26 protein-coding genes are annotated in these 26,397 nt (G+C 64.8%); 17 read left to right on the top strand and 9 right to left on the bottom strand.

Annotated features, from left to right (window positions below):
* Positions 1-364 precede the first annotated feature (364 nt).
* Positions 365-886 (bottom strand): MarR family winged helix-turn-helix transcriptional regulator, encoded by a 522-nt coding sequence (locus N2604_RS08230; RefSeq protein WP_260374258.1) that lies wholly within the window; start codon positions 884-886, stop codon positions 365-367.
* 173 nt (positions 887-1,059) lie between these two features.
* On the opposite strand from N2604_RS08230, the gene N2604_RS08225 reads away from it, so the two are divergent.
* From N2604_RS08225 to N2604_RS08215, 3 genes are read left to right on the top strand one after another with little or no spacing between them, the layout of a single operon-like run.
* Positions 1,060-2,100, top strand: a complete 1,041-nt coding sequence (locus N2604_RS08225) for a branched-chain amino acid ABC transporter permease (protein WP_260374257.1) — start codon at positions 1,060-1,062, stop codon at positions 2,098-2,100.
* A gap of 5 nt (positions 2,101-2,105) precedes the next feature.
* Positions 2,106-3,875, top strand: coding sequence for an ABC transporter permease subunit (locus tag N2604_RS08220; RefSeq protein WP_260374256.1), 1,770 nt, complete (start codon positions 2,106-2,108; stop codon positions 3,873-3,875).
* The gene (locus N2604_RS08215; RefSeq protein WP_260374255.1) at positions 3,872-4,603 is read left to right on the top strand and encodes an ABC transporter ATP-binding protein; all 732 of its coding nucleotides are present in this window, start codon (positions 3,872-3,874) and stop codon (positions 4,601-4,603) included. Before N2604_RS08220 ends, N2604_RS08215 begins: the two co-directional genes overlap by 4 nt.
* Positions 4,604-4,794: 191 nt before the next feature.
* On the opposite strand, the gene N2604_RS08210 is transcribed toward N2604_RS08215, so the two are convergent.
* Positions 4,795-5,421 (bottom strand): pyridoxamine 5'-phosphate oxidase family protein, encoded by a 627-nt coding sequence (locus N2604_RS08210; RefSeq protein WP_260374252.1) that lies wholly within the window; start codon positions 5,419-5,421, stop codon positions 4,795-4,797.
* Between the two features lie 121 nt (positions 5,422-5,542).
* Between N2604_RS08210 and N2604_RS08205 the strand changes: the two genes are divergently transcribed.
* On the top strand, positions 5,543-6,427 hold the full coding sequence (locus tag N2604_RS08205; RefSeq protein ID WP_260374251.1) for a LysR family transcriptional regulator: 885 nt from the start codon (positions 5,543-5,545) through the stop codon (positions 6,425-6,427).
* 4 nt (positions 6,428-6,431) lie between these two features.
* Here N2604_RS08205 and N2604_RS08200 read toward each other — a convergent pair whose 3' ends face one another.
* Positions 6,432-6,848, bottom strand: coding sequence for a PaaI family thioesterase (locus tag N2604_RS08200; protein WP_260374250.1), 417 nt, complete (start codon positions 6,846-6,848; stop codon positions 6,432-6,434).
* A gap of 353 nt (positions 6,849-7,201) precedes the next feature.
* Between N2604_RS08200 and N2604_RS08195 the strand changes: the two genes are divergently transcribed.
* The 4 genes from N2604_RS08195 to N2604_RS08180 all read left to right on the top strand — a co-directional run bounded on the left by N2604_RS08195 (position 7,202) and on the right by N2604_RS08180 (position 10,928).
* Entirely contained in the window at positions 7,202-8,218 is a 1,017-nt protein-coding gene (locus N2604_RS08195; RefSeq protein WP_260374249.1) for a TRAP transporter substrate-binding protein, read from the top strand.
* 185 nt (positions 8,219-8,403) lie between these two features.
* Positions 8,404-8,940, top strand: coding sequence for a TRAP transporter small permease (locus N2604_RS08190; RefSeq protein WP_260374248.1), 537 nt, complete (start codon positions 8,404-8,406; stop codon positions 8,938-8,940).
* Between the two features lie 2 nt (positions 8,941-8,942).
* Positions 8,943-10,262: a TRAP transporter large permease gene (locus N2604_RS08185; protein WP_260374247.1), complete on the top strand. Its 1,320-nt coding sequence runs from the start codon at positions 8,943-8,945 to the stop codon at positions 10,260-10,262.
* A gap of 204 nt (positions 10,263-10,466) precedes the next feature.
* Positions 10,467-10,928, top strand: a complete 462-nt coding sequence (locus N2604_RS08180) for a DUF3237 domain-containing protein (protein ID WP_260374246.1) — start codon at positions 10,467-10,469, stop codon at positions 10,926-10,928.
* A gap of 83 nt (positions 10,929-11,011) precedes the next feature.
* Here the strand turns inward: N2604_RS08180 and N2604_RS08175 are convergent, their stop codons facing one another.
* The 3 genes from N2604_RS08175 to N2604_RS08165 all read right to left on the bottom strand — a co-directional run bounded on the left by N2604_RS08175 (position 11,012) and on the right by N2604_RS08165 (position 12,361).
* Entirely contained in the window at positions 11,012-11,218 is a 207-nt protein-coding gene (locus N2604_RS08175) for a hypothetical protein (protein ID WP_025033895.1), read from the bottom strand.
* Between the two features lie 119 nt (positions 11,219-11,337).
* Complete coding sequence (locus N2604_RS08170; RefSeq protein WP_035997898.1) at positions 11,338-11,613, bottom strand: YiaA/YiaB family inner membrane protein; 276 nt, start codon at positions 11,611-11,613, stop codon at positions 11,338-11,340.
* Positions 11,614-11,665: 52 nt separating this feature from the next.
* On the bottom strand, positions 11,666-12,361 hold the full coding sequence (locus N2604_RS08165) for a PspA/IM30 family protein (RefSeq protein WP_260374245.1): 696 nt from the start codon (positions 12,359-12,361) through the stop codon (positions 11,666-11,668).
* A gap of 103 nt (positions 12,362-12,464) precedes the next feature.
* Here N2604_RS08165 and N2604_RS08160 point away from each other — a divergent pair, with 103 nt between their 5' ends.
* The 4 genes from N2604_RS08160 (at position 12,465) to N2604_RS08145 (ending at position 17,763) form a co-directional block, all read left to right on the top strand.
* Positions 12,465-13,091, top strand: a complete 627-nt coding sequence (locus N2604_RS08160) for a TetR/AcrR family transcriptional regulator (RefSeq protein ID WP_260374244.1) — start codon at positions 12,465-12,467, stop codon at positions 13,089-13,091.
* 73 nt (positions 13,092-13,164) lie between these two features.
* Complete coding sequence (hydA, locus tag N2604_RS08155; protein ID WP_260374243.1) at positions 13,165-14,619, top strand: dihydropyrimidinase; 1,455 nt, start codon at positions 13,165-13,167, stop codon at positions 14,617-14,619.
* Positions 14,620-14,738: 119 nt separating this feature from the next.
* On the top strand, positions 14,739-16,010 hold the full coding sequence (locus N2604_RS08150; RefSeq protein WP_260374242.1) for a DUF892 family protein: 1,272 nt from the start codon (positions 14,739-14,741) through the stop codon (positions 16,008-16,010).
* 130 nt (positions 16,011-16,140) lie between these two features.
* Positions 16,141-17,763, top strand: coding sequence for an ABC transporter substrate-binding protein (locus N2604_RS08145; RefSeq protein ID WP_260374241.1), 1,623 nt, complete (start codon positions 16,141-16,143; stop codon positions 17,761-17,763).
* Here N2604_RS08145 and N2604_RS08140 read toward each other — a convergent pair.
* Positions 17,758-19,164: a glycoside hydrolase family 3 N-terminal domain-containing protein gene (locus N2604_RS08140; protein ID WP_260374240.1), complete on the bottom strand. Its 1,407-nt coding sequence runs from the start codon at positions 19,162-19,164 to the stop codon at positions 17,758-17,760. The two genes, N2604_RS08145 and N2604_RS08140, sit on opposite strands and share 6 nt — an antisense overlap.
* A 188-nt stretch (positions 19,165-19,352) precedes the next feature.
* On the opposite strand from N2604_RS08140, the gene N2604_RS08135 reads away from it, so the two are divergent.
* From N2604_RS08135 to N2604_RS08125, 3 genes are read left to right on the top strand one after another with little or no spacing between them, the layout of a single operon-like run.
* Positions 19,353-20,849 carry a DUF4153 domain-containing protein gene (locus tag N2604_RS08135; protein ID WP_260374239.1) on the top strand — a complete coding sequence of 499 codons (1,497 nt, stop codon included), beginning with the start codon at positions 19,353-19,355 and terminating at the stop codon, positions 20,847-20,849.
* A 12-nt stretch (positions 20,850-20,861) separates the two neighbouring features.
* Positions 20,862-21,566 carry a response regulator transcription factor gene (locus N2604_RS08130; protein WP_260374238.1) on the top strand — a complete coding sequence of 235 codons (705 nt, stop codon included), beginning with the start codon at positions 20,862-20,864 and terminating at the stop codon, positions 21,564-21,566.
* Positions 21,563-23,149 carry an ATP-binding protein gene (locus tag N2604_RS08125; protein WP_260374237.1) on the top strand — a complete coding sequence of 529 codons (1,587 nt, stop codon included), beginning with the start codon at positions 21,563-21,565 and terminating at the stop codon, positions 23,147-23,149. The genes N2604_RS08130 and N2604_RS08125 overlap by 4 nt, the downstream gene beginning before the upstream one ends.
* Here the strand turns inward: N2604_RS08125 and N2604_RS08120 are convergent.
* On the bottom strand, positions 23,146-23,286 hold the full coding sequence (locus tag N2604_RS08120; RefSeq protein ID WP_165935896.1) for a hypothetical protein: 141 nt from the start codon (positions 23,284-23,286) through the stop codon (positions 23,146-23,148). The two genes, N2604_RS08125 and N2604_RS08120, sit on opposite strands and share 4 nt — an antisense overlap.
* Before the next feature lie 79 nt (positions 23,287-23,365).
* On the opposite strand from N2604_RS08120, the gene N2604_RS08115 reads away from it, so the two are divergent.
* Both N2604_RS08115 and N2604_RS08110 read left to right on the top strand, forming a co-directional pair.
* Positions 23,366-23,935, top strand: a complete 570-nt coding sequence (locus N2604_RS08115) for an alpha-ketoglutarate-dependent dioxygenase AlkB (RefSeq protein WP_260374235.1) — start codon at positions 23,366-23,368, stop codon at positions 23,933-23,935.
* A gap of 236 nt (positions 23,936-24,171) precedes the next feature.
* Positions 24,172-25,101: an alpha/beta hydrolase gene (locus N2604_RS08110; protein ID WP_260374234.1), complete on the top strand. Its 930-nt coding sequence runs from the start codon at positions 24,172-24,174 to the stop codon at positions 25,099-25,101.
* A gap of 53 nt (positions 25,102-25,154) precedes the next feature.
* Here N2604_RS08110 and N2604_RS08105 read toward each other — a convergent pair whose 3' ends face one another.
* A complete protein-coding gene (locus N2604_RS08105; RefSeq protein ID WP_260374233.1) occupies positions 25,155-25,955 on the bottom strand; it encodes a DUF1269 domain-containing protein in 801 nt (266 codons plus the stop codon).
* Between the last annotated feature and the right edge of the window lie 442 nt (positions 25,956-26,397).

The raw sequence follows: 26,397 nt of genomic DNA, 5'->3' as shown, positions 1-26,397 counted from the left end.
GCGGCCTGCGCGCACGCCTCGTCCTTCGAGACGGCGCTTATGCGCCTCCTCAGGATGAGGCTAATCAGCGTCAGTGTTCGTTGAAACTGCTGCCGCGCACTCCGCCCTCATCCTGAGGAGCCCGCCCAAAGCGGGCGTCTCGAAGGATGGCTGCAGGGAAAAGCTCTCAAATGCGATAGCCCTCCCCTGGAGGGGGAGGGTCGATCGCGCGCAGCGCGAGCGGGGTGGGGTGATCTCTCCACTCTGGCACTACTCAATGCCGAGAGACTGTCACCCCACCCCGCTACGCATTTCGCTTCGCTCATGCGTAGCGACCCACGGGCGAGCTACGCTCGTCCCGGACCCCTCCAGGGGAGGGTAAGAGTCAAAACTCGCTGGCGATCTTCGCGAGCATTCCGATCAGGGCTTCGCGGTTGGCCTGGCCGAGCAGATCGTTCAGCCGGGCCTCGTGCTTGGTGGCGACGAGCTTCTTGGCGCGGGCCAGCACGGCCTTGCCCTTGTCGGTCAAGACCAGGATGTGCGAGCGGCGGTCGTTGGTGGAGCGGATCCGCGCGCAAAGGTCGCGGCTCTCCAGATTGTCGAGCATGGCCACGAAGTTCGGCCTGAGGATGCCGAGCGTGGAGGCGATCTCGGTCTGGTTACGGCCGGGGTTTTTCTCGACCAGCAGCAGCACCGAGAATTGCGCCGGCGTCAGCTGGAGCGAGGCCATGCAGCGCAAGAAATTCTCGAACACCTTGAGCTGCGCACGTTTCAGGACATAGCCGAGCTGCTCGGAAAGCTCGCCGAGCTGGAGGGCCTCCGCCTGCGGCTCGCTTGCGTCCTTGCGGCCCTTGGCCGCGTCGGCCGGCTTTTCGGAGGACTTTTCAGCGGTTTTGGAAACGGTCATCGCCTCGTGCTCGCAATCCCGCTAAATTCGGGACGGGTCGTTCCCCACCCTTGAAGTTATATTCGATAATCGTTATAGACCATACCAAATATCGCATGCGTTTTTCAATGGCTGTGAGCGGACCGTCCACCGCAATCGAGGGGACCGGTCCGGATTAGGGGGAGCGTCCGGTCTTGAATACCACCATCATGCTGTTCCTGGTGCAGGACGGCATCACCAATGGCGCGATCTATGCGCTGCTCGGCCTGGCGCTGGTGCTGGTGTTCGCCGTCACCCGCGTCATCCTCATTCCCCAGGGCGAATTCGTCACCTATGGCGCGCTGACCTATGCCTCGCTGGCCGCCGGCCAGATGCCGGGCACGGCAAAGCTGGCGCTGGCGCTCGGCATCGGCGCCTTCGCCTTCGACCTGTTCGAGGCGCGCAAGGCGCTGCATGGGCGGCTGGTCGTCCGCAGCTTCATCGCCAACGTCGTGTTGCCCGCGATCGTGCTGGCGCTGACCCTGTCCTTCGCCGCGCAGAAGCCGCCGGTCGCGGTCTGCATCGCGCTGTCGCTGGTGATCGTGGCGATGATCGGCCTCTATCTCTACCGCATCGCCTTCCAGCCGCTGGCGCACACCTCGGTGCTGGTGCTGCTGATTGCCTCGGTCGGCGTCCACCTCGCGCTGCAGGGCCTCGGCCTGCTGTTCTTCGGCGCCGAAGGCCAGCGCGGGCCTGCCGTGCTGTCCGGCGCCTTCACCGCCGGCGCCCTGCGCTTCACCGGCCAGAGCATCACCGTCTACGCCATCACCATCGCCTTCATCGTCGGGCTCTGGCTGTTCTTCGGCCTGACGCTCTATGGCAAGGCGCTGCGCGCGACCGCGGTGAACCGGCTCGGCGCGCGGCTTGCGGGCATCCGCACCACGCTGTCGGGCCAGATCGCTTTCCTGCTGGCCTCCGTGATCGGCGCGCTCTCCGGCATCTTGATCGTGCCGATCACAACTCTGTACTATGACTCCGGCTTCCTCATCGGGCTGAAGGGCTTCGTCGCCGCGATCATCGGCGGCCTCGTCAGCTATCCCCTCACCGCCGTCGCGGCGCTGGTGGTCGGCATCGTCGAGGCGTTCTCGTCCTTCTATGCCTCCAATTACAAGGAGGTGATCGTCTTCATGCTGCTGATCCCCGTGCTGCTGCTGCGCTCGCTCGCCGCGCCCGCCGTCGAGGAAGAGAAGGACTGACGCGCATGCAGAGCCGGCTTCCCATCCTCGTTTTCGCGATTGTTATGGCCGCGATCCCGTTCATCCCGGGCGTGCCCCCGTTCTGGATCGTGCTGCTCGACAATATCGGCCTTGCGGCCCTGGTCGCGATGGGCCTCGTGCTGCTGACCGGCGTCGGCGGCCTCACCTCGTTCGGCCAAGCCGCCTTCGTCGGCTTCGGCGCCTATACCACCGCGGTGCTGTCGACGGCCTACGGCCTGTCGCCCTGGCTGACGCTGCCGCTGTCGCTCCTGGTCAGCGGCTCGCTCGCGGTGCTGCTCGGGCTGATCACCGTGCGCCTCTCGGGGCATTATCTGCCGCTCGGCACGCTCGCTTGGGGGCTCGGGCTGTTCTACCTGTTCAGCAAGCTTGAGTTTCTGGGCCGCAACGACGGCATCTCGGCGATCCCGCCGCTGTCGATCGGCGCGTTCAAGATGCTCTCGCCCGGCTCGATCTATTACGCGATCTGGGTCGCCGTGATCCTCTCGGCCCTGCTGACGATGAACCTCTTGGACTCCCGCACCGGCCGCGCCATCCGCGCGCTCAGGCGCGGCCATGTCGCGGCCGAGGCGTTCGGCGTCCACACGCCGCGCGCAAAGCTCCTGGTTTTCATCCATGCCGCAGTGCTCGCCGGCCTGTCCGGGTGGCTCTACGCCCATCTCCAGCGCGCGGTGAACCCGACGCCGTTCGGTGCGCATATGGGCATCGAATATCTCTTCATCGCGGTGGTCGGCGGCGCCGGCTATGTCTGGGGCGGCGTCCTGGGCGCGGCAATCGTCGTGATCCTGAAAGAGGTGCTGCAGAGCTATCTGCCGCTGATCCTGCCAGGCTCCGGCCAGGTCGAGACCATCGTGTTCGGCATCATGCTGGTGGCGCTGCTGCAGCTTGCGCCCGGCGGCCTCTGGCCCTGGCTGATGTCGTTCTTCCCAGAGCGTACCGATGGCAAGAAGCCCGACACCTCGCTGAAGCTGGAGCACCGTGCCCGCGCGCCCACCGAGGCCGGTGTCCTGCTTCAGGTCGATAAGGCGCGCAAACAGTTCGGCGGCGTGGTCGCGGTGAACAACGTCTCCTTCGACGTCCAGGCCCGCGAGATCGTCGCGCTGATCGGCCCGAACGGCGCCGGCAAGAGCACGACCTTCAACCTGATCACCGGCGTGCTGTCGGCGACCTCGGGCTCGATCTCCGTGCTCGGCAGGAAGGTCGACAACGCGCCGCCGCAGGAGATCGTCAAGCTCGGCATCAGCAGGACCTTCCAGCACGTCAAGCTCGTCCCCGACATGACCGTGCTGGAGAACGTGGCGATCGGCGCACATTTGCGCGGCCATTCCGGACCCGTTTCCTCGATGCTGCGGCTCGACCGCGCTGATGAAGCCAAGCTGCTCGCCGAGGCCGCGCGTCAGATCGAGCGCGTCGGCCTCACCGAGCAGATGCACCAGCTGGCAGGCTCGCTCTCGCTCGGCCAGCAGCGCATCGTCGAGATCGCCCGCGCGCTCTGCGTCGATCCGATGCTGCTGCTGCTCGACGAGCCGGCCGCGGGCCTGCGCCACATGGAGAAGCAGCGGCTCGCCGCGCTGCTCCGCGAGCTGCGCGACGGCGGCATGAGCGTGCTGCTGGTCGAGCACGACATGGGCTTCGTGATGAACCTCGCCAACCGCATCGTGGTGCTCGATTTCGGCACCAAGATCGCGGAAGGCACGCCGGCGACGATCAAGACCAATCCCGAAGTGATCAAGGCCTATCTCGGAGTGGCGGCATGAGCACGCTGTTGTCCGTCACCGACGCGCATGTCGCCTATGGCAAGGTCGAGGCGGTGCGTTCGGTCTCGCTCGAGGTCGGCACCAACGAGATCGTCACCATCGTCGGCGCCAACGGTGCCGGCAAGACCACGCTGCTTTCGGCCGTCATGGGCATCCTGCCGCTGAAGGGCCGCGTCGCCTTTGCCGGGCAGGATCTCGCCCGGCTCGACATCGAGGACCGCGTCGCCATGGGCCTCGGTCTCGTTCCCGAGCACCGCGAATTGTTCGTGACCATGAATGTCGAGGACAATCTCGAGCTCGGCGCGTTCCGGATCGAGCGCAGCAAGGCAAAAGCCTCGATCGAGCGCGTCTATGCGCTGTTTCCACGGCTCAAGGAGCGGCGCAAGCAGCTCGCCGGCACGCTCTCCGGCGGCGAGCAGCAGATGCTCGCGATGGGCCGCGCGCTGATGGGCGAGCCGAAGCTCTTGATGCTGGACGAGCCGAGCCTGGGCCTTGCCCCGATCATCGTCGCCGACATCTTCCGCATCGTCACCGAGCTCCGCGCCGCCGGCGTCTCCGTGCTGCTGGTCGAGCAGAACGCGCAGGCCGCGCTGAAGATCGCGGACCATGCCTATGTCATGGAGCTCGGCGAGTTCGTGCTCAGCGGCAAGGCCAGCGACATCGCAGCCAACGAGCGCGTCGCGGCGAGCTATCTCGGCTTCCAGCACGAAGGCGCGAGCGCTATTTGATTTGCGGCTGGCTCCTCTTCCCTTCTCCCCTTGTGGGAGAAGGTGGCGCGAAGCGCCGGATGAGGGGTTCTCTCGGCGCGTGAGGCCGTTCGTGAGGATAGAACCCCTCACCCGGCTTCGATGCTTCACATCGAAGCCACCCTCTCCCACAAGGGGAGAGGGTGCACCGAGCACGCGGCGCTTGCTCCAAACTAATCGCCAACCCCCTTCGCCCCCTTCAGCGCCGCAACCTCCGCTTCCAGCTCTGCGATCCTCGCATCCCTCGCCGCGAGCGCGGCCGCGACATCGGCTGCATCGAACTTCTGCGGGATGTGCTGCGGGCAGTTGGTGTCCCAGGCTGCGATCTTGAACAGGATCACCTGCTCGGGTCGGGCGCGGTAGTCTTTCGGCATCAGCGACGTGGTCAGGGCTTCGTCGTCCTCGACCACGCGTGCCTCGCCCCAGATCTTCACACGGCGGCGGTGGGCGTAGTCCATCACGAAGATGTAGGCCTTGGGATTCTCCGAGAGATTGCCCTGGGTGATGAACTGCTGGTTGCCGGCATAGTCGGCGAAGGCGAGCGTCTGCTTGTCCAGCATCTTGAGAAAGCCCTTGGGCCCGCCGCGGTGCTGGATATAAGGCTGGCCGTCGGCTGAAGCCGTGGCGAAGTAGAAGCTGTTGGCGTCAGCCAGGAACGCGGCGAGATTGTCGTCGACCTCGGTGCGCCAGCCGCGCTGCTCGCTACGCGCATAGGCCTCGCGCGAGCCCTTGCGCGCCTGGATCGCCTTCACTGCCGGCGAGAACGCCACGTCGCTGGCATAGGTATGGACTGCCGTCATCGGAACATCTCCTGAAATTCCGGCGCATTGCTGCGTCTTCCGTGTCAAATCTGGACCTTTCGGCGTCTAAAACAATTGAGCACCTTGACACTTCATCATTGCAATATATGCAATAATGTCCATGGACCGCCTGGAAGCCATGCATGTCTTCGTCACGGTCGCCGATCTGCGCGGCTTTGCGCCGGCCGCGCGCAAACTGCGGCTGTCGCCGTCGGCGGTGACGCGGCTGATCGCGGCGCTGGAGGAGCATCTCGGCGCGCGGCTGCTGCAGCGAACCACGCGGCAAGTGACGCTGACCGACGTCGGCACGCGCTATCTGGAGCGCGCGCGGCGCATCCTCGCCGATGTCGAGGAGGCCGACGGCTCGGCGCGGGAGGAGCGCAACCGGCCGAGCGGTCGTCTCGTCGTATCAGCGCCGGTCGGCTTCGGCCGGCTGCATGTCGGGCCGATCATGACCGCCTATCTCAAGCGTTATCCCGAGGTCACGGCCGAGCTCCGGCTGTCGGATCATCTCGTCAACCTCGTTGAAGACGCCGTCGATGCCGCGGTGCGGATCGGCCATCTCGCCGATTCCTCGCTTGTCGCACGCCAGGTCGGCGCGATGCGGCGGATCGTGGTGGCCGCGCCCGCCTATCTCAAGCGCCATGGCGAGCCGAAGACCCCGGAAGCGCTCGCCATACACCAGACCATCCAGTTCGGCCCCTGGTCCGAATGGCGCTTCCTGCGCGACGGCCGCGATATCGAGCTGCCGCTGTCCCCTCGCTTGATCAGCAACAGCGCCGACGCCGCCCTACAATATGCCGAGGCCGGCGGCGGCGTGACGCGGGTGCTGGCCTATCAGGCCGCCGAGGGCCTGAAGCGCGGACGCCTCAAGATCGTGCTGGCGAAATACGAGCAGCCGGCGCTGCCGATCCACATCGTCTACCCGACCTCGCGTCTGCTCTCGGCCAAGGTGCGCGCGTTCATCGATCTCGTGGTGGAGACGGCGGAGTGGAGATTTGGGTAGAGAGCTATTTCTTCGGCACCACCCGAAAGGTGCCGCTGGCCCGCGCGATCACGGCGTCGTCCGCCTTCACCAGGCACTGCGCGAAGCAGATCGTGTTCCCGGTCTTGATCGCCTCGCCCTCGACCGTGAGCCATTGGCCGATCTCGGCGGCGCCGACATAGTCGACCGACAGCGAGATGGTGACGAACGACGTCGTCCAGCCCGTCGCCTGGGCGCAGCTGTAGCCCATCGCGGCGTCAGCGAGCGCCACGATCAGCCCGCCGTGGATCAGCCCGCGGGCGTTGGTGTGCGGCGTCGCCAGGCGGAGTCCGACGGTGACGCCCTTGTCGGTCTTCTTCGAATAGAGCGGCTCCCAGGGATCGGTCAGGGGCGCTTTGCGGAAATGCGGCTCGTAGCCGGCGGGGATGTCGGTGAGGGTCATGGCAATCTCGCTTCATTGCTTTGACGACATTGGAAGCGAATGACGCGACGAATGCATCACCTACAAAGCTTTAAACGGAATTTGTGCAGGTGTTTGAAACGAGCTTCGCCGTCGCCTCGCCAACAGCCTGCTTGTAGCCAAGGCTCGCAGGCGATAATTATACCATATAACGTTTGCGCAAAGGGGAGAGCGGTCGTCGCCCGAGCAGCGACAAATCCATGCAACATGGCTGACGTAGAAGGCGCGACACGGAGCGCTCAGTTCCGGCTTGAACGCGCCGGCCAATTAGATAACATGTTAATTAACGAGACCGGGCCAATGAAGCCCGCCGTCGCAAAAGGGAGAGACGCGTGATGAGGAAAGCCTGTCTGGCGTTGCTGCTGGCAGCAAGCGTGAGCCCTGCGCTCGCGCAGGACAAAACTTTTGACCTGAAGGTCTCGCACTGGGTGCCGGCCTCGCATCCGCTGCAAAAATCGCTGGAAGACTGGGTGGCCGCGGTGAACAAGGATTCCGGCGGCACCATCACCGGCAAGGTGTTTCCGGCCCAACAGCTCGGCAAGGCGTTCGACCATTACGACATGGCGCGCGACGGCATTGCCGACGTCACCTATGTCAATCCCGGCTACCAGCCCGGCCGCTTCCCGATCATCGGCGCCGGGGAATTGCCGTTCCTGATCTCGGACGCCAAGGGCGGCTCGATGGGGCTCGACGCCTGGTATCGCAAATATGCCGAGAAGGAGATGAAGGACGTCAAATACTGCCTCGCCTTCGTCCACTCGCCCTCCTCGTTCCATTCCCGCACCAAGAAGATCGTCAACCCCGAGGACGTGAAGGGCCTGAAGATTCGCCCCGCTCACGCCACCATGGCGAATTTCGTCACTTCGCTCGGCGGCACCAACGTGCAGTCCTCGGCGCCGGAAGTGCGCGACATCATCGAGCGCGGCGTCGCCGACGGCGTCACCTTCCCCTGGGGCTCCCTGGTGCTGTTCGGCATCGACAAGGTGACCAAGTACGACATGGAGGCGCCGCTCTACACCACGACCTTCGTGTTCGTGATCAACAAGGACAAGTACAATGCCATGTCCGACAAGCAGAAAGCCGCGATCGACAAGAACTGCACGGTCGAGACGGCGGGCGCGGTCGGCGAGCACTGGGGCAAGTTCGAGGACGCCGGCATCGCCAAGGTGAAGGCGGAGTCCAGCCATGAGGTCTACAAGCTGACGCCCGAGCAGATCGCGGCCTGGAAGAAGGCCGCCGAGCCGCTGGTCAAGACCTGGGGCGACGGTGCCAAGAAGGCCGGCGCGGATCCCGACGCCGCGCTCGCGGAGCTCAAGGCCTCGCTGAAGAAGTACAACGCGCTGGCGGAATGAGGCGATGGCGGGCTCTCTCTCTCCCCCTCTCTCCGTTCTTACGGGAAGAGGGTTGGGGTGAGGGGCTGCTTCCGCAAAGACGGTAAGAGACGGACTCGCGGAGAGTCCCCCTCACCCGCGTGCGATGCGGCCTCTCCCCGCGCGCGGGGAGAGGCGAAGAGCCGCCGCTGGAGCGAGATCAAGCAATGACAGCACACGACGGTACACACCCCGCAAGGCGCTCCTGGATGGATCGCGTGATCGACTCGATCGAATGGATCGCGGCCGGCTTTGTCGGCATCGTCGCACTCGACATCTTCCTGTCGGTGCTCCTGCGCAACACGCTTAACTATTCGATCCCTGATTCCTTCGACATCGGCCGCATGCTGCTCGGCATCCTCATTTTCTGGGGCATCGCCGCAACCTCCTATCGCGGCACCCACATCACGGTCGACCTGGTCTGGGGCAATGTCGAACCGCGCTATCAGCGCTGGATCGACGTGTTCGCGACGCTGGTGCTGCTGTTCGTCGTCACCGTGCAGACCTGGACGCTGTTCGACAAGGTGCGCGGCACCTACAACGACAACGTCCAGACCTTCGATCTGCACATGCCGACCTGGCCGTTCTTCGCGGTCGCCTGGATCGGCGACGTCTGCGCCGTGCTGCTGATCGCGATCCGCACCTATCGGCTGATCTTCCATCCCGAAGAGATGCACGACCCCAAGATCAAGGCGACGGAGTAACCATGAGCACCGATGCCGTCGCCGTAATCGGCTTCATTTCCCTCTTCGTCCTGATGCTGCTGCGCGTGCCGGTCGGCATGGCCATGGGCCTCGTCGGCGTGTCCGGCTTCGCCTATCTCGTCAACGGGACAGCAGCGCTGAAGCTGGTCGGCCAGACCTCGATGCGCACGGTCACCGACTACACGTTCGGTGTTATTCCGATGTTCCTGCTGATGGGCTCGTTCGTCTCCCATTCCGGCATGAGCCGGGAGCTGTTCCGCGCCGCCAACGGCTTCGTCGGCCATCTGCGCGGCGGGCTCGGCATCGCCACGGTCGGGGCCTGCGGCGGCTTTGCGGCGATCTGCGGTTCCTCGGTCGCGACCGCCGCGACCTTCTCCGCCGTCGCCTATCCCGAGATGCGGCGCTTCGGCTACCCGCAGTCCTTTGCCACGGGCGTCATTGCGGCCGGCGGCACACTGGGCGCGATGCTGCCGCCCTCCACCGTGCTCGCGGTCTACGGCATCATCACCGAGCAGGATATCGGCAAGCTGTTCATCGCCGGCATCATCCCGGGCCTGCTCGCGATGACCATGTACATGATCACGATCTTCCTGATCGGCTATTTCCGCCCCGACTTCCTGCCCAAGGGCAAGGTGACGCCGTGGCGCGAGCGCTTTGCCGGGTTGAAGGAGATCTGGGCACCGGTGCTGCTCTTCATCTTCGTCATCGGCGGCCTCTACGGCCTGCCCTTCCTGCCGCGCTTCACGCCGACCGAGGCCGGCGGCGTCGGCGCGACGGGTGCCTTCATCATCGGCGTGCTGACCGGCCGGCTTGACCGCGAGAAGGTGCTGGCCTCGCTGCTGCAGGCCACGCGCACCGCAGCTGCGGTGTTCACCGTGCTGATCGGCGCGCTGATCTTCGGCTATTTCCTCACGGTGACGCAGACGCCGCAGAAGGTGACGGAATTCCTCACCGGGCTCGGCCTCGGTCCCTACGGCGTGCTGGCCCTGATCATGGTGATGTATCTCGTGCTCGGCTGCCTGATGGACGCCATGGCGATGATCATCCTGACCGTGCCGATCATCTTTCCCGTGATCATGCATCTCGGCTTCGACCCGATCTGGTTCGGCGTCATCATCGTCATGACCGTCGAGCTCGGCCTGATCCATCCGCCAGTCGGCATGAACGTCTTCGTCATCAAGAGCGTGGTGAAGGACGTCTCGTTCTCGACGATCTTCAAGGGCGTGATCCCGTTCGTGGCGACGGACCTGGTGCGGCTGGTGATCCTGATCGCCTTCCCGCTGCTGGCAACCTGGCTGCCGACGCGCATGATGGCGCATTAGCTTAGCGAAGACCGTTACTTACCCTCCCCTGGAGGGGGAGGGTCGATCGCGCATAGCGCGAGCGGGGTGGGGTGACGGTCTCTCCACATTGAATACTGCCCGAGCGGAGAGATCACCCCACCCCGGCGCTTCGCGCCAACCCTCCCCCTCCAGGGGAGGGTGAGACGCGGTATCGTTCGTCATAGTCAATTAAGAGGTGAAGCGATGACCACCCCTGCCCTCGAAACCAAATACGTCTTCACCATCACCGCGCGGATCGGCGACGTCGTGACCGCGGGCGAGACCGGGATCGGCGTTCGCCGCATCATTCCGATCATCGGCGGCGAGGTGACCGGCGCGGTCAGCGGAAAGGTGCTCCCGTTCGGCGCCGACTTCCAGACCATCCGGCCCAACGAGCTGATCGATCTAGAAGCGAAATACGCCTTCGAGACCGACGACGGTGCGACCGTCTACGTCGAGAACAAAGGTATGCGCTTCGGCCCGGTCGAGCTGTTGCAAAAGCTCAAGCGCGGCGAGCCGGTCGATCCGAAGCTGATCTATTTCCGCACCGTGCCGAAGTTCGAGACCGGGCACGAGAAATACCGCTGGCTGATGGAGCACATCTTCGTGGCGTCAGCGGCGCGCCATGCGGATCGCGTCGTGATCGACGTGCATCAGGTGATGTGAAGGCCATGCCGTAGGGCCTCTACCCGGATCGCGCCGGACGATGCTGTGCATCGCCGGGGGCGATCCGGTTGAGGCGAAGACGCCTACAACGTCTCTTGCTTATGCCCGCAGTTCTTGCAGGCGAACTTGACGCGGGTCTGGCCCTTCTCCGCCTGCACCCGGTTCGGCGCTCCGCACTTGCCGCAAACCGCCTCGATGCGGGTGGTGCCCTGCTTGACCACGATGGTCTTCTTTTCCATCGATTCGCGGATCAGGCGCTCGGCCTCCTCGCGCAGGGATTGTTTCGACAAAGCTCGTCTCCGCCTCTGGAAAGCGCGAGAGCCATATCGCACCTGCACGCGAAGCACAATGCGCCCTTGCTGCCGCCGGAGCACCCGCCGCCCCAGATGGCGCGCTGCGGCCGTTCGCCTCAAGCCGCCTTGGAGACCTCCATCAGCAGCCGCTCGGCCTTGGCATCCTCGATGCGGTTGACGAGACGGCTGCTCTCATGATTGTCGCGCACGGTCTTGGTCAGGGTGACGCAGGTCTGGATCATCATCACAATGCCCATGGTGAGATAACCCTTCATCCAGAGGTCGATCGGCAGGAAGAAGATGCCGATGGCGACGAGGAAGGCGGAAGCTGCGAAGGACGCGTAGGTGAAGCTCACCCAGGCGCCGCTGTGGGGCTGGCCGTTCTGGTTCATGATGGTCTCCTGTTGATTCGAATGATGATTGCGTTCGGGTTCAGACTCGAGATCAGGCCGCCGGCATGCGCCTGGACTTCAACCGCGCCAGCACGTCGTCTGCAGTCGTCTTGAGCCGCGGGCCGAAGCCCTGCTCGGCGAGTCTTTCGGCGGTGGCGAGCGGACCGGTGGCCGCGTCGAGCTCGACCAGGGCTTCATCGGCCGCCTGAGCCTCCATCTGCCGCTCGCGCAGACGCTTCAAGGTCCCCTCCGCCTCCGGCAATGTCGATTCATAGGGGCGCGCGGCCTCGATCCCGCTGCGGCGAAGCGAGCGCACCGCGTCCGAGGCGCGGGCGATACGGCGACCGCGATCGAGCTCGGTGATGCGGGCCTGCGCGTTGGTGACGTGGCGCTTCAGCCGGGCGATCTCGGTGGCGAACAGCGCGCGCGCCGTCATCGCCGCATCGCGATCGGCCTCCAGGGCCGCAATGGCTTCGGCGGCCTCCTTGGCGAGGTCCTCGCGGCCGCCATCCAGCGCCGCAACGGCACGGGTCTCGAGATCGGCGATGCGCGCATTCGTGGCGTCGAGCTTGCGGCCTTCCTGCTGGTCCTGCGCGATCGCCAGCGCCAGCGTGCGCTTGCTGCGCTCGACGGCTGCGGCTGCATCGCGCATCTGCTGGTCCAGGATCAGAAGGGCGGTGCGGTCTTCCAGTTCCTCGCCCGCAGCGGCGACGCTGCCGCGGAAGAGGGTCACGACGGTCTTGAACATTGGTTGCTCCCTGTCTATGAGCGTTGCTCACGGATACTTTGTAGCAGAAATCTTGAACATCGTTCAATATTAATTTGAGCGACGCTCACGAACTTGGTTAAGAATGACTAAACCATTGGCACGGCGAGAGAAATTACGTGCCGCCCTGATCGAGGCGGCCGAACAGATGATCGCCGAGCGGGGGTTGGCAGGTCTGAAGACCCGCGATTTGGCCCGCGAGATCGGCTGCGCCAATGGCGCGGTCTACAATCTCGTCGCTGACGTCGACGAGCTGATCCTGCGGGTCGGCTCGCGCACGCTGCTCCGGCTCGACGAGGCGCTGACTCTCGCGAGGAGTGCGGGCGAGCCATCGCCACCGGAATCCCTGGTCCGCATCGCGCTCGCCTATTGCGATTTCGCCGCCGAAAACCTCCAGCTCTGGCGCGCGCTGTTCGAGCACCGCATGGCGGCCGACAAACTGGTGCCGGATTGGTCGGTGCACGACCAGATGCAGCTGTTTCGTCATATCTACCAGCCGCTGGCCGCGCTGTTTCCTGGGCGCAGCCCGGAGGAACTCGGCATCACCGCGCGCAGCCTGTTCTCGGCCGTGCATGGCATGGTGGCGCTCGGGCTGGAGCAGAAGCTGGTGGCCGTGCCGTTGCCGGCGCTGCGCAAGGAGATCGCGGGGCTCGTGCGCGCGATGATCGACGGACTGATCGCGCGCGATGTGAAAAGGAGCGGCGGCGGCTGACTAAAATTTCACCTGTCGCATCGCCAATAGCGCGCTTAGCCTTCGAGCCGTCCCTCACCTTTTGGAGTCCCTCATGCCCCTCCTCATCCGCGGCGGCACCGTCCTCAATCACGATCATTCGCGCCGCGCGGACGTGCTGATCGACGGCGAGACCATCGTCGCGATCGGAGCATCGCTCGATGCGCCTACAGGTAGTGAGATCATCGATGCCGGCGGCGCCTACATCATCCCGGGCGGGATCGATCCGCACACCCATCTCGAAATGCCGTTCATGGGCACCGTCACCGCCGACGATTTCGAATCCGGAACCAAGGCAGCGCTGAGCGGCGGCACTACCATGGTGGTGGATTTCTGCCTGCCCGATCCCGGCCAGTCGATGCTGGCCGCCTATCAGGAGTGGCGGCACAAATCCGAGAAGGCGGCCAGCGACTACGGCTTCCACATGGCGGTGACGTCGTGGTCGAAGCAGATCCATGACGAGATGGAGATCGTGGTCAAAACCTACGGCATCAACACCTTCAAGCATTTCATGGCCTACAAGGGCGCGCTGATGGTGAACGACGACGAGCTCTACAACTCGTTCGCGCGCTGCGCCCATCTCGGCGCCATGCCTGTCGTCCATGCGGAGAATGGCGACGTCGTCGCCTTGATGCAGGACGCGCTGATCGCGCGCGGCGTCACCGGCCCGGAAGGGCACGCCTATTCACGGCCGCCGGAGGTCGAGGGCGAAGCCACCAACCGCGCCATCATGATCGCCGATATGACCGGCACGCCGGTCTATATCGTGCACACCAGCTGCCGCGAGGCGCATGAGGCCATCGCTCGCGCGCGGGCTAGCGGAAAGCGGGTGTATGGCGAGCCGCTGATTCAGCATTTGCTGCTCGATTCCGGCGAATACCAGAACAAGGACTGGGACCATTCCGCACAGCGCGTGATGTCGCCGCCGTTCCGCGACAAGTCGCATCAGGACAGCCTCTGGGCCGGCCTGCAAGCCGGCTCGCTCCAGGTGGTTGCGACCGACCATTGCGCTTTCACGACCGAGCAGAAGCGGTTCGGGCGCGGCGATTTCAGGAAGATCCCGAACGGCACCGGCGGCCTCGAAGATCGCCTGGCGCTGCTCTGGACCGCGGGTGTCGCCACGGGGCGGCTGACGAAAGAGGAATTCGTCGCCGTGACCTCGGCGAACATTGCGCGCATTCTCAACATCTATCCGCGCAAGGGCGCGATCGCGGTAGGCTCGGATGCCGACATCGTGGTGTGGGATCCCAAGGCGAGCAAGACCATCAGTGCCAAGCGGCAGATGAGCCGGATCGATTACAACGTGTTCGAGGGTTTTGCCTGCACCGGCGGTGCGGCCGCTACGCTGTCGCGCGGCCGTATCGCCTGGAAGGATGGCGATCTGCGCGCCGAGGCCGGCGATGGCCGCTACGTCGAACGTCCCGCCTTCTCGCCGGTGCATGTGGCAAATTCGACCTGGAAGGAACTGACGGCTCCGCGCGCCGTCGCACGCAGCGCGGTGACGCCGTAAGCCATCGCACTTCTTCGCAGACGTCCTGGCAACGACAACCTCAATCTCGGAGAGACTTAGGAACGAACGACTGGAGGCCTCGTTGTCGCGTAGTTTCCCTCCAGCACGCGAGTCCCCCCATGTATCACCACGTCAAGAAGCTGATGTTCACCGTGCGCGTCGACGAACCCGATCCGCGCTTCGGCAATATGCTCCTCGAGCAGTTCGGCGGCGCCAACGGCGAACTTGCGGCTGCGATGCAATATTCGATTCAAGGGCTGAATTGCGAGGATCCCGACCGCAAGGACCTCTTGATGGATATCGGCACCGAAGAGCTCAGCCATCTCGAAGTCGTCGGTTGCCTCGCCCGGATGCATCTTGCGCCCTCGCGGAACGACCGGCAGGCGGCGGAGGCCGATCCGCTGATTGCGATTGCCGGCGGAGGCGGCGTCAATCTGTTCAACTCGCAAGGCAATCCCTGGACCGCCGACTATCTCAAGATCACCGGCGAGCTCGACGTCGATCTCCGCAGCAACATCGCCGCCGAGGCGCGTGCCAAGATCGTCTACGAACGGCTGATCAATTTCTGCGACGATGCCGGCAGCAAGGACGCGCTGCAATTCCTGATGACGCGCGAGATCACGCATATGAAGGCGTTCGCGCGCGCGCTCGAGAGCCTGTCGAAGCCGGCCTTCAGTGTCGGCCGCATTGCCCCGACGCCCGGTCTCGTGAACCAGTACTTCAACGATTCCACCGGCAGCGGCGACCACGGCGAAATCGATACCCGCGGCCCCTGGAACGAGGGCGAGGACTGGGTGTTCACGGAATCGCCTGCGCTGCAATCCGCCGATCCGGGCGCTGCCACCCCGATCGTCGCGGAGAGCTCACCGCCTGTCGACGAGGCCGGCCTGACCGATCTGCTGCTCCATGAGCTGCGTGATATTCTCCATGCCGAGAAGCAGCTGACCAAGGCGCTTCCCAAGATGGCGCAGGCCGCCCGCTTCGACCAGTTGCGGGAACTGTTCGAGCAGCATCTGGCCGAGACCGAAAATCAGGTCGAGCGCATCAACGAATGCTTCGAGCTGCTCGGCGAGAACGCTCGTGCCAAGCCTTGCAAGGGCATGATGGGCCTGATCGAGGAAGGCCAGGAGGTCATGAAGGAAGGCGACGAGAAGGAGGACGCCGCCGCCGACCTCGCGCTGATCTCTGCGGCGCAACGCGTCGAGCATTACGAGATGGCCGGCTATACCACAGCACGCAACTTGGCGCAGCAACTCCGCCACAGCGCCATCGTCGCCCTGCTGTCCAAATCCCTCGCCGAGGAAGAAAATGCCGATCTCCTGCTCAACCAGGTCGCGCGATCGCTGATGTCGGTGGCGAAGATGCCCGCCGCGCTGGAGCAGGCGGAATAGACCGCGCCGACGCGCAACGCATATCCGATCGAACCCAAGCCGCCTCGCATTCGCGGGGCGGCTTGGCGCGTTCTGGCTGTGGCATACACCTTGCCTCTCGATGCCGGACAATTCCGGACAGGAGGCACCTTTGAGCGTTTCACCCCTCGATTTGAGCCGCCGCACTGTCATGCTCGGCGGCCTTGGTGTCGCCGGTATGGCAGCATTTGCTCCACGCCTCGCCTGGGCGCAGGGGCGCAGCGAGACGCTGCTGGTGGTGCAGGAGCTCGGGCCGAACTCGCTGGACATGCAGGGCGTCGGCTCCAACCAGACCGTGAACGGCCTGTCCTGGAATTGCTACGACCGCCTGCTCACCTACGCCTCCAAGACGTTGCCGGACGGCACGTTGTCGTATGACCGCGAGAAGCTCGCGCCCGAGCTGGCCGAGAGCTGGGAAGTCGCGCCTGACGGCATGTCCTGCACCTTCCGCCTGCGGAAGGACGCCAAATTCCACGACGGCACGCCGGTGACCGCCAAGGACGTCAAATGGTCGTTCGATCGCGCCGTGAAGGTCGGCGGCTTTCCGACCTTCCAGATGTCGGCGGGATCGCTGGAGAAGCCGGAGCAGTTCGTGGTGGTCGACGACCACACTTTCCGCATCGACTATGTCCGCAAGGACAAGATGCTGCTGTTCAACGTCGCCGTCGTCGTGCCCTTCATCATCAATTCCGAGCTCGCCAGGAAGAACGCGACACCGGAAGATCCGTGGGCGCTGGCGTGGCTGAAGAACAACGAGGCCGGCGGCGGCGCCTACAAGATCGAGAGCTGGAAGCCGGGCAGCGAGACCGTGCTGACGCGCTTCGACGACTGGAAAAGCGGGCCGCTGCCGAAGGTGAAGCGCGTGATCGCACGCGACGTTCCTTCCGCCGGCACCCGCCGTGCCATGCTGGAGCGGGGCGATGCGGATATTTCCAGCGGCTTTGCGCCGCGCGATTTCGAGCAGATCATCAAGGAGGGCAAGGTCAAGGTCTCGGGCGTGCCGATCCCGAACGCGTTGTGGTACGTCGCGCTGAACACCGCCAAGCCGCCGTTCGACAATGTCAAGCTGCGCCAGGCGATCGCCTGGGCCATGCCCTACGAGCAGATCCAGACCAGCGCCTTCTTCGGCCGCGCCGTTCCCATGTATGGCGGCGCCGCCGACGTCTCGAAGCCGGTCTGGCCGCAGCCGTTTCCTTACGTCACCGATCTCGACAAGGCCAAGGCTCTGCTGAAGGAAGCAGGCTTCGAATCCGGCCTGGAGACGACGCTGTCGCTCGACACCGGCACCGCCACCGTCGGCGAGCCGACCGCGATCCTGATCCAGGAGAATCTCGCCAAGATCGGCCTCAAGGCTTCAATCGAGAAAATTCCCGGCGCGAACTGGCGCACGACGCTGAACAAGAAGGAGCTGCCGCTCGCGCTCAACCGCTTCAGCGGCTGGCTCGATTATCCCGAATATTACTTCTACTGGAATTTCCACGGCAACAACTCGATCTTCAACATCTCCTCGTACAAGAACAAGGAGATGGACGCCCTGATCGACAAGGCGCGCTTCACCACCGATGCCGCGGAGTACGACAGGACCGTGAAGGATTTCATCGCGCTCTGCATGCGCGACGTTCCCGTCGTTCCGCTCAACCAGCCGATCCACGACGTTGCCATGCAAAAGGGCGTCTCCGGCTACGAATTCTGGTTTCACCGCGAACCGGACTACCGCCAGTTCGCGAAATCATAGCCTGGCGGGCCGAGAGCTCGAAATGTTCTCATCGTCATGGCCGGGCTTGTCCCGGCCATGCACGCCTTGCCTCTCTGCACCAAGAACGTGGATGCCCGGGACAAGCCCGGGCATGACGAGACGCTCCAGGCGCGCCGTGCTCGCACGCAGCATCGCCGCATCGAGCCTGCCCTGTCGCGATCCTTCCAGGGCGCAGGCAAAGACACGGTAGAACTGCGCGCCGTCATAGGCGACCAGCAACAGATCGACGCCGGCATTGATCGCCTCGACCACGGTCTTGCAGACGTCGTTCTGGTAGATCGCCCCCATGACGAGGTCGTCGGTCATCACCACGCCCTGGTAACCCCACTTCCCGCGAATGATTCCATCGACGACGCGCTTGGAATGCGAGGCGGCGCGATCGGGATCGACCGCGCTGAGCGTGACGTGACCGACCATGAGGGCGCTGCGCGAATGCGACAGCACCTCGCGGAACGGGAGCCAGTCGGTTGCCTCCAGCTCCTTCACCGGCGTGTCGAGATTGGCGCTGAAATGATGCGTGTCGGTGCGCACGCGGCCGATGCCGGGAAAATGCTTGAGCGTGGCGCCGACGCCCGTCTCTTCCAGCCCGCGCACATAGGCGCTCGCGATGATGCTGACGACGGCGGGATCGGTCGCTATCGCGCGCTGCCCGATCAGCGTGTGGAAATCGAGACGGTTGCGCCGCTGCGGCGGCTTGAGGTCGAGCACCGGCGCGAGATTGAGGTTGACGCCGACTTGGGCGAGCTCGCGGCCGTGAATGCGGCCGAACTCTTCGGCCTTGGCCTCCTGATCGTCGGGGGCAAGCCCCGTCAGCGTGGCCAGCGCCGGCACTTTCGTCAGCGGCGGCGCAAGATGCCCGACGATGCCGCCTTCCTGATCGGCGGCGACGATCAGCGGCGGCAGGCCGGCTGCGCGCCTGAGATCCTGCAGCGCCGCGATCTCGGCCCGCAGCGTCTCAATGGTGCGGCCGCGGATATTGTGCCGGGTGACATAGACGCCGCCGATCAGGCCCTGCTCGGCAAGACGCGCAACTTCGGGAAATGAGGAATAGCCGACCATGAAATGAGGCCCGAGCTGCCGCGCCTCGGCGGCTTTGGCGGCAAGAACGTCGTGCTTGCGCAGCTCGAACTTCAGATGCGCGGCGGACATCAAGACAGGCGGCAGGCACCAGAGCACGACCAGTGCCTTGTCGGCGATGGTGCGCCAGCGACCTCTGCGCAGCAAAAGAGCGACGATTGCGATGCTTGCGACGACAAGGGCGATGTTTCCGGCGCCGCGCAACACGAGCAGATAGGGATCGTTCTTGTTCGCAGCCGCAAACGCAACGAGCGGCGCGGCAAGCCAGAGCATGATGAGACCGATGCGACTAGGCAATTGCATGATGAGTCACCTGCGAAGAGCGATCAATGCTTCGCACCTATCAAAGCACTTCGCGCGGCGCGAGAGCCAAGATCGCGCCTGCACGAAAACTGCAAAAGACTCCTGAAACCGTGCAGACGATGGCCGCGGCTTCTGCGCAAGCGTCGTTCAGGGTTCGTGATGCCACCATTCACGGAGACTCTCTGGACATGACGAGCCTGGCTTCAACGACGGACATCCAACCGATCAGGCCTTCTGCGCTGTCGGCCAAGCTTGCAACGGCGCTGCTGCTGGCCGCGCTCGCCGACTGGCTGTTCTACGGCCAACGGATTGGACTGTCGCTGACGCTGTTTGCGATCGCGACGGCCTGCGTGTCGATGCTGTTCAATCATGCGGCCCTGAACTTGCGTCGTGCGGCGATCGGCGGCGCGATCCTCACGCTCGGTGTTGTTCCGGCCGTGGAGGAGCTCAACACGCTGTCGTTCCTGATCCTCGTCGCGACGCTGACGATTGCGCTGTTGCTTGCGACCAATCCGGATACGACCGAGCTCACCGACCGCGCCCGCGCGCTGCGCAATTTCCTCCTGCTCGGTCCCTTCAGGTTCTTCCTCGACGCGCCCCAGGTGTTCAACATGTCGGCGTTCACCCGCGGCGTCGCGCTCTGGCTGATGCCTGCGGCGCTCGGCATCGTCTTCGTCGCATTGTTCGCCGCGGCCAATCCGGTGATCGAGCAATGGGTGTCGCTGCTCAATCCCAAGGTCATCTTCGAATATGTCAATACGTGGCGCGTTCTGTTCTGGGCCTTGATGCTGGCTCTGGTCTGGCCGTTCATTCATGTGCGCTGGCGGACGAAGACGATCGTCACCACCGCCGTGGCCGATGGCCCTGTGCCACCGCCGCTACCGCCCGTGGTCTCGGCGGAGTTTCTCGGCCCCTCCACCATCCTGCGCTCGCTGATCCTGTTCAACCTGCTGTTCGCGGCACAGTCCATTCTCGACGGCATCTATCTCTGGGGCCACGTGGCGCTGCCCGACAACATGACTTATGCGACCTACGCCCATCGCGGCGCCTATCCGCTGATCTTAACCGCCCTGCTCGCCGCTGCCTTCGTGCTGGTGGCAATGCGTCCGGGCGGGCCGGCGGAGAAATCGAAAGTGATCCGGCCGCTGGTCTATGTCTGGGTCGGGCAGAACGTGCTGCTGGTCGCCTCCTCCATCCTGCGGCTCGATCTTTACGTCGGCATCTACATGCTGACCTACTGGCGGATCGCGGCCTTCATTTGGATGGGGCTGGTGGCTCTCGGGCTGATCCTGATCGTGGCCCGCATCGCGCTTAACCGGTCCAACCGCTGGCTCGTCGGCGCGAACCTGATCGCGTTAACGATCGTGCTCTATAGTGCCTCGCTGGTGAACTTCGATGCATTCATTGCCGACTACAATCTGATGCACAGCAGCGAAATGGGAGGGAACGGCGTGACGGTCGATGCCAACTACCTCCTCACGCTCGGACCGCAGGCGCTGCCTGCGATCGACAAGATCATCGCGCTTCGCGGTAGTGACTCCTGTCTTGCGGGACGTCGCGATCGGCTTGTAGAAAGTCATCAGCAGGACGTGGCCTGGCGGGCCTGGGGCTTCCGGAGCTGGCGGCTGCAGCGCCGGCTCGACGCTCAGGCCAAAATCCAGCCCGGCAATCAGCCGGCGGGGTGAGCGGAGAGTTTCTTGGCGCATCGCATTCTCATCGTCGACGACGAAGGCCATATCCGCGAGGTCATCCGCGTCGCCCTGAAGAAGGCCGGCATGGACGTGATCGAGGCCCGCGATGGCAAGGAGGCGCTTCTCCGCTTTGCCGCCGACAAGCCCGATCTGATCGTGCTCGACATCGGCATGCCCGAGTTCGACGGCCTCGACGTCTGCCGCGAGATCCGCAAAGGCTCGGACGTGCCGATCCTGTTTCTGTCGGCGCGCGACGAGGAGATCGACCGCATCCTCGGCCTCGAGATCGGCGGCGACGACTACGTCACGAAGCCGTTCAGCCCGCGCGAGCTGGTGGCGCGGGTCAACGTCATTCTGCGCCGCCTCATCCCGCGCAACGGCGAGGCCAAGGCCGGACCTACCGCGCTGACGCAGGGCGGCCTCCTCATCGATCCCGAGCAGCATGTCGCGACCTTCGCCGGCACGCCGCTGAAGCTGACCGCGATCGAGTTCGGCATCCTGCGCGCGTTCCTGACCCGGCCGACATCGGTGTTCAACCGCGAGCAGCTGATGCGCGCCGCCTACCAGCTCAGCATCCAGGTCTCCGACCGCACCATCGACAGCCATATCCGCAACATCCGCGCCAAGCTCGCGGCGCTTGCCTGCGACAACGTGATCGAGACCATCCACGGGGTCGGCTTCAAGCTCGGCCGCTGCGAGAAAGAGGCATGAGCGCTGCGCCCGACAAATGGCGGCCGTCGCTCACCCTCGTGATCTTCATGGTGCTGGCGACGGTCGGCATATTGCCGCTGGTCGGCCTGTTCTTCTTTCGTCTCTACGACAACCAACTGATCCGCCAGACCCAGGCCGAGCTGATCGCGCAGAGCCGCGTGCTGGCGACGGTCTATGCGCAGGAAGTCGCGGCCCGGCTCGACAGCGGCCTCGTGCTCGGCGCCGAGGTGCCGCCGGGCGTGCTGCCCGATCCCGGCGACCAGGTCACGCCGATCCGCCCGGCGCTCGACCTCACCGCGAACGACCTCTTGCGGCGGCGACCCGACGCATTGCCCGCGCCCAAGCCGGCGCAAGCAGCCTATGTCGAGATCGGCGCCAGGCTGACGCCGATCATCCGCGAGACGCAGAAGGTGACGCTGGCCGGCTTTCGCATCCTCGATCCGCAAGGCGTGGTGATTGCCGGGCGGCAGGAGGTCGGGCAGTCGCTCGCCCATATCGAGGAAGTCGCGGACGCCCTGCACGGGCAATACCGCGCGACTTTACGCAACCGCGTGCCGGACAAGCCGCCGCCGCCGATCTATTCCTTCAGCCGCGGCCTCGGCGTGCACGTGTTCTCGGCGATGCCCGTGATCGTCAACAACCGCGTCGCGGGCGTGATCTACACGACACGGACGCCGAGCAACATTTTTGACCATCTCTACCAGGAGCGGGCCAAGTTCGTGCTGGCGGGGCTCGCCGTGATCCTCGGCACGATCGCGATCGGCCTCGTGTTCTCGCGCACCATCACGCTGCCGATGCGCGAGCTGATCGACCGCGCCGCCAGAATCGGCCGCGGCGACCGCGAGGCGTTCCAGCCGCTGAAGCATTACGGCACGCGCGAGTTCGCCCAGCTCTCGCACAGCTTTCTCGGCATGGCCGAGCAGCTGGCGCGGCGCTCCGACTATATCGCAACCTTCTCGGCCCATCTCACCCACGAGCTGAAATCACCGCTGACCTCGATCAAGGGCGCGGCCGAGCTGTTGCAGGATTCGGTTCAGGGCAAGGCCGAAGGCCTGACGCCGGCCGAGCAGAAGACGTTCATCGCCAATATCCTGTCGGATACCCAGCGGCTGGAGGCGATGGCTCAGCGGCTGCGCGAGCTCGCCCGCGCCGAGAGCCTACCGCAGAACGAGCGCACCGAGCTGGCGCCCGTCATCGCCGATCTCAGGAACCGGTTTCCGGCAAGCTCGATCGAAGCCAGCGGCAACCTCGACCGGGCGATCGGCATGTCCTCGGAGAAGGCGCTGATCGTGCTGTCGCACATCGCCGACAACGCGGTGCGGCACAAGGCCGGGACGATCAGGCTGGAGGCAGTCGACGAGCGGACGACCGTGCTCGTGACGGTCAGTAACGACGGCGAGCCGATCTCGGCGCCGAACCGCGACAGGATCTTCGATGCGTTCTTCACCACCCGCCGCGACCAGGGCGGCACCGGGATGGGGCTGGCGATCGCGCGCGCGGTGATGGCGAGCCATGGCGGCTCGATCAGCCTGAAGCCGACCGACGAAGGGGCCGCCTTCGAGCTCCAGTTTCCGGTTGCCTAGATTGCAAAGACCCAGGCGGCGACGATGGTGCCGATGGTGACGAGACCGGCGATGGTCCAGCCGGCGGCGTATTCAAGCTCGGGATGACCGGTCGCCCGCATGATCTCAACCGGATCGGCGGTATGCTTCTCTGCCATGACAGCCTCGCACGTTTCTTCCCGCGTCATAGATAAGTCGCACCAGCCGCAAAGAGGTTCCATCACGGAAATGCGAGGCATGACGCAGCTAGGTTTGTTCGCCGACCCGCAGGTAGGGCCGGCCGGCCTTCGCTACGCGGACGATTTTATCGATCGTGCCGCCGAGCAGGATCTGATCGGCCGCATCGCAGCATTGCCGCTCCAGCGCTTTCAGTTCGGCGCCTTCGAGGGCAACCGCCGGGTGGCGTCGTTCGGCTATCGCTATGACTACACGCTGCAGCTTCTGGCCGAGGCCGATCCGATCCCGGACTGGGTGCGGCCGGTCGCGCGCCAGGTCGAGACCTGGGCGGGGCTGCCGGAGGGCAGCGTCCGGCAGGTGCTGTGCACCGAATACGAGGTCGGCGTCGGCATCGGCTGGCATCGCGACAAGCCGCATTTCGACAAGGTGCTCGGCCTGTCGCTGGGCTCGCCGTGCAACTTCCGCTTCCGCCGTCGCAGGGGCAAGACTTGGGAGCGCCACACGCTCGCGGCCCTGCCGCGCTCGCTCTACATGATGGACGGCGATGCGCGGTCGCAATGGGAGCACAGCATCCCGCCGGTCGAGGCGCGGCGCTATTCCATCACCTTTCGGACGATGAAGCGGGCCTGACGGGTCGTCCAAAACAAAAACTGCGAAAACAACCCCATGCACAGTAGAAGGCCGTTTCAGGCACGAGCCTCGGCGGCGTCGGACAACGGCTTGACGGATCGGGATAAAACGGCGGCTGCGCGCCCTGCCGGCGAAGGTGCCGCGAATTCGCCTCAAGGCCGGCTGACTAATGAGGCGAATTGAAAAGACAGGCCATATCAGCGAGCCAATAGGAGCCCCGCAAGGCCGCCACGCCCATGAAGAATTATCTGACATTTTTCCTGTTTCTGACCATGACCGCGGCCTCCGCGCACGGACCCGTGCCGGCCCGGCTGCCGCCGCCTGCCGATCTCCTGCAGGTGGGCCTTACCGACTCCGACACCACCGCCGGCGGCACCGCGCGGCTGTGCGAACAGGTGACCTTCTCGCGCGGCCTGCGCTATGGCGAGAGCGAGGCCAACGTGCTCGATGTCGCGACCAGCGCGACCAAGGCCGATACGCCGCGGCCGGTGCTGCTGTTCGTGGCGGGTGACACCTTCACCGGCGACCGCGGAGCGCCGGAGCTATCGCGCCAGATCCAGGACCAGGCGATGTGCTTTGCCGCGCGCAACGGCATGATCGGGGTCCGGGTCAATTATCGCCTGGCGCCCGCGGCGACCTGGCCGGCCGGCGCCTCCGATGTGGCCGCGGCGCTGTCCTGGGTCCACGGCAATATCGACCTCTTCAACGGCGATGCCCGCGAAATCGTCGCGGTCGGCTATGGCGCCGGTGCCTTCCACGTCGCCACCCTGCTGGCGCATCCGGAGCTCCAGACCGACCGCGCCGATGTCGCGGGTGTCGTGCTGGTGTCCGGGATCTACCGCGTCGGCAAGGACGCCAGCGATAGCGAGAAGGCCTATCTCGGCGGTGATGCCGCCCAGTACGACAAGCGCTCGGTGTTCCCCGGCATCCTCAATGTCGACGTGCCGATCGTGCTGGCCTGGGCCGCGGACGATTCCGCGGGCCTCGTGGCGCAGGGCGAGACCTTGAAGAAGACGCTGTGCGGCGCCGGCCATTGCCCGCGCAGCACGCTGCTGCGCAGCCGCGACGGCATCGCGAGCGCCTTCGGCCTCGACGGCTCCGGAGACAGTCTCGCGGAGCCGACGCTGCTGCTCGTGCACCAGCTCGAGGCGCGGGGGCTGCCATAGTAGGGTGCTCGAAGGCAGGAACCTCCTGCAATCGAGCACCGTAATCCACCGGCCTATGCGGCAAGCGCCTCCTTGGTCAGTGTCCAGGCTTGGCTCAGCTTCTTGGATCGAGTCTCGAAGTCCACCTTGGCGAGAGCGATGCGCTTTTCGATTCGTGCCTTGGCCATCCCGGTTGCGGCCTTCGCCTGATCCTGCAACGCCTTCACTTTGGCGTCGGTTTCCGCCTTGGCCTGATCGAGCCTTGCCTTGGCCTCGTCCTGCATCACCTTGATCTGCTTCTTCACGGCCTCCACGTCCTTTTGGATCGCGGCGCGGTTCTCGGCGGCGGCCTGCTTGAGCTCGTCATTGAGGGCTTTCAGATCCGCTTCAAAAGCCGCACTCTCTCGCATGAGTTGATCAGCGACGACTTCGCCCCGCAGGCGCCTGAAAACGATCCCATCAAGCTTGTGCAAGCGGATGTCGATCGGCGTCGTCCAGCTCTCTTCAATCTCCGCCAGAACGGCGAACTTGCCGCCAGTCAGGGCCTTCGATACGTCGTCCAGGAAGGTGACGTCGACCCCGCTCTTGTTCACGTCGAAGACAAGCCCGGCCAGTCCACCGATCGAGGCGCCGATAGCCAGGCCTGCTGGCCCTCCAAGGATGCCGATCATGCTGCCGGTGAGCAGCCCGAGCGCGGTGCCTACCGGTCCAGGATCGGCTTCCTGCCTGAGTTCCACCGTTCCATTCTTGTCTTTCGCGATGACGGCCGAGGAATAGAGCGTGATGTCGCCGCCGCGGTGCAGGTCTTTCAGCGCACTCAGTCCCTCGAATGCTGCGGCCTCAGTGTCAAAAACTGCAACGAGCATTTTGTTCATGACCAGTACTCCTCCGTTTGATCCAACGCCGGGTCGTCATTCTCCACCGGTTCGAGAAAGCGACGAGGAATTTCCAGGCGCAGAATGGAGCTCCCAACGTTCCACTCTGTCGTTGATCGAGATCAATCCTTCCTCCGGTGCGAGCCATAGCGCATTGCGACACCTGGTTTCGCGGCCGGTTCGGCACGCGACGCCGAAGCAGCATGTTTTGCGAAGCGCCGAGGATGTTGCCGATGATGCGCAGCGATCAGCCTGTCGCCTCGAGGCATTTGAGGATGGGGAGCGCGTAAGTCCGCCGCGCCGTCGATCGAACTCCGAAAGTCCAAATCCCCGCGACGGACTACGTCGTGAAACCACCGTAGAGGCGCCCCGCGGCCCCGCCATAGCGGCACGTCAGTACGCCTGCCTCTTCGCAACGCCGGCTGCGCCGCGTTGACGCGGG

The sequence above is a fragment of the Bradyrhizobium sp. CB1015 genome, assembly GCF_025200925.1.
Classification (GTDB): domain Bacteria; phylum Pseudomonadota; class Alphaproteobacteria; order Rhizobiales; family Xanthobacteraceae; genus Bradyrhizobium.
Note: the sequence above shows the minus strand (reverse complement) of the source record. Positions and strands in the feature narration are given on the sequence as shown.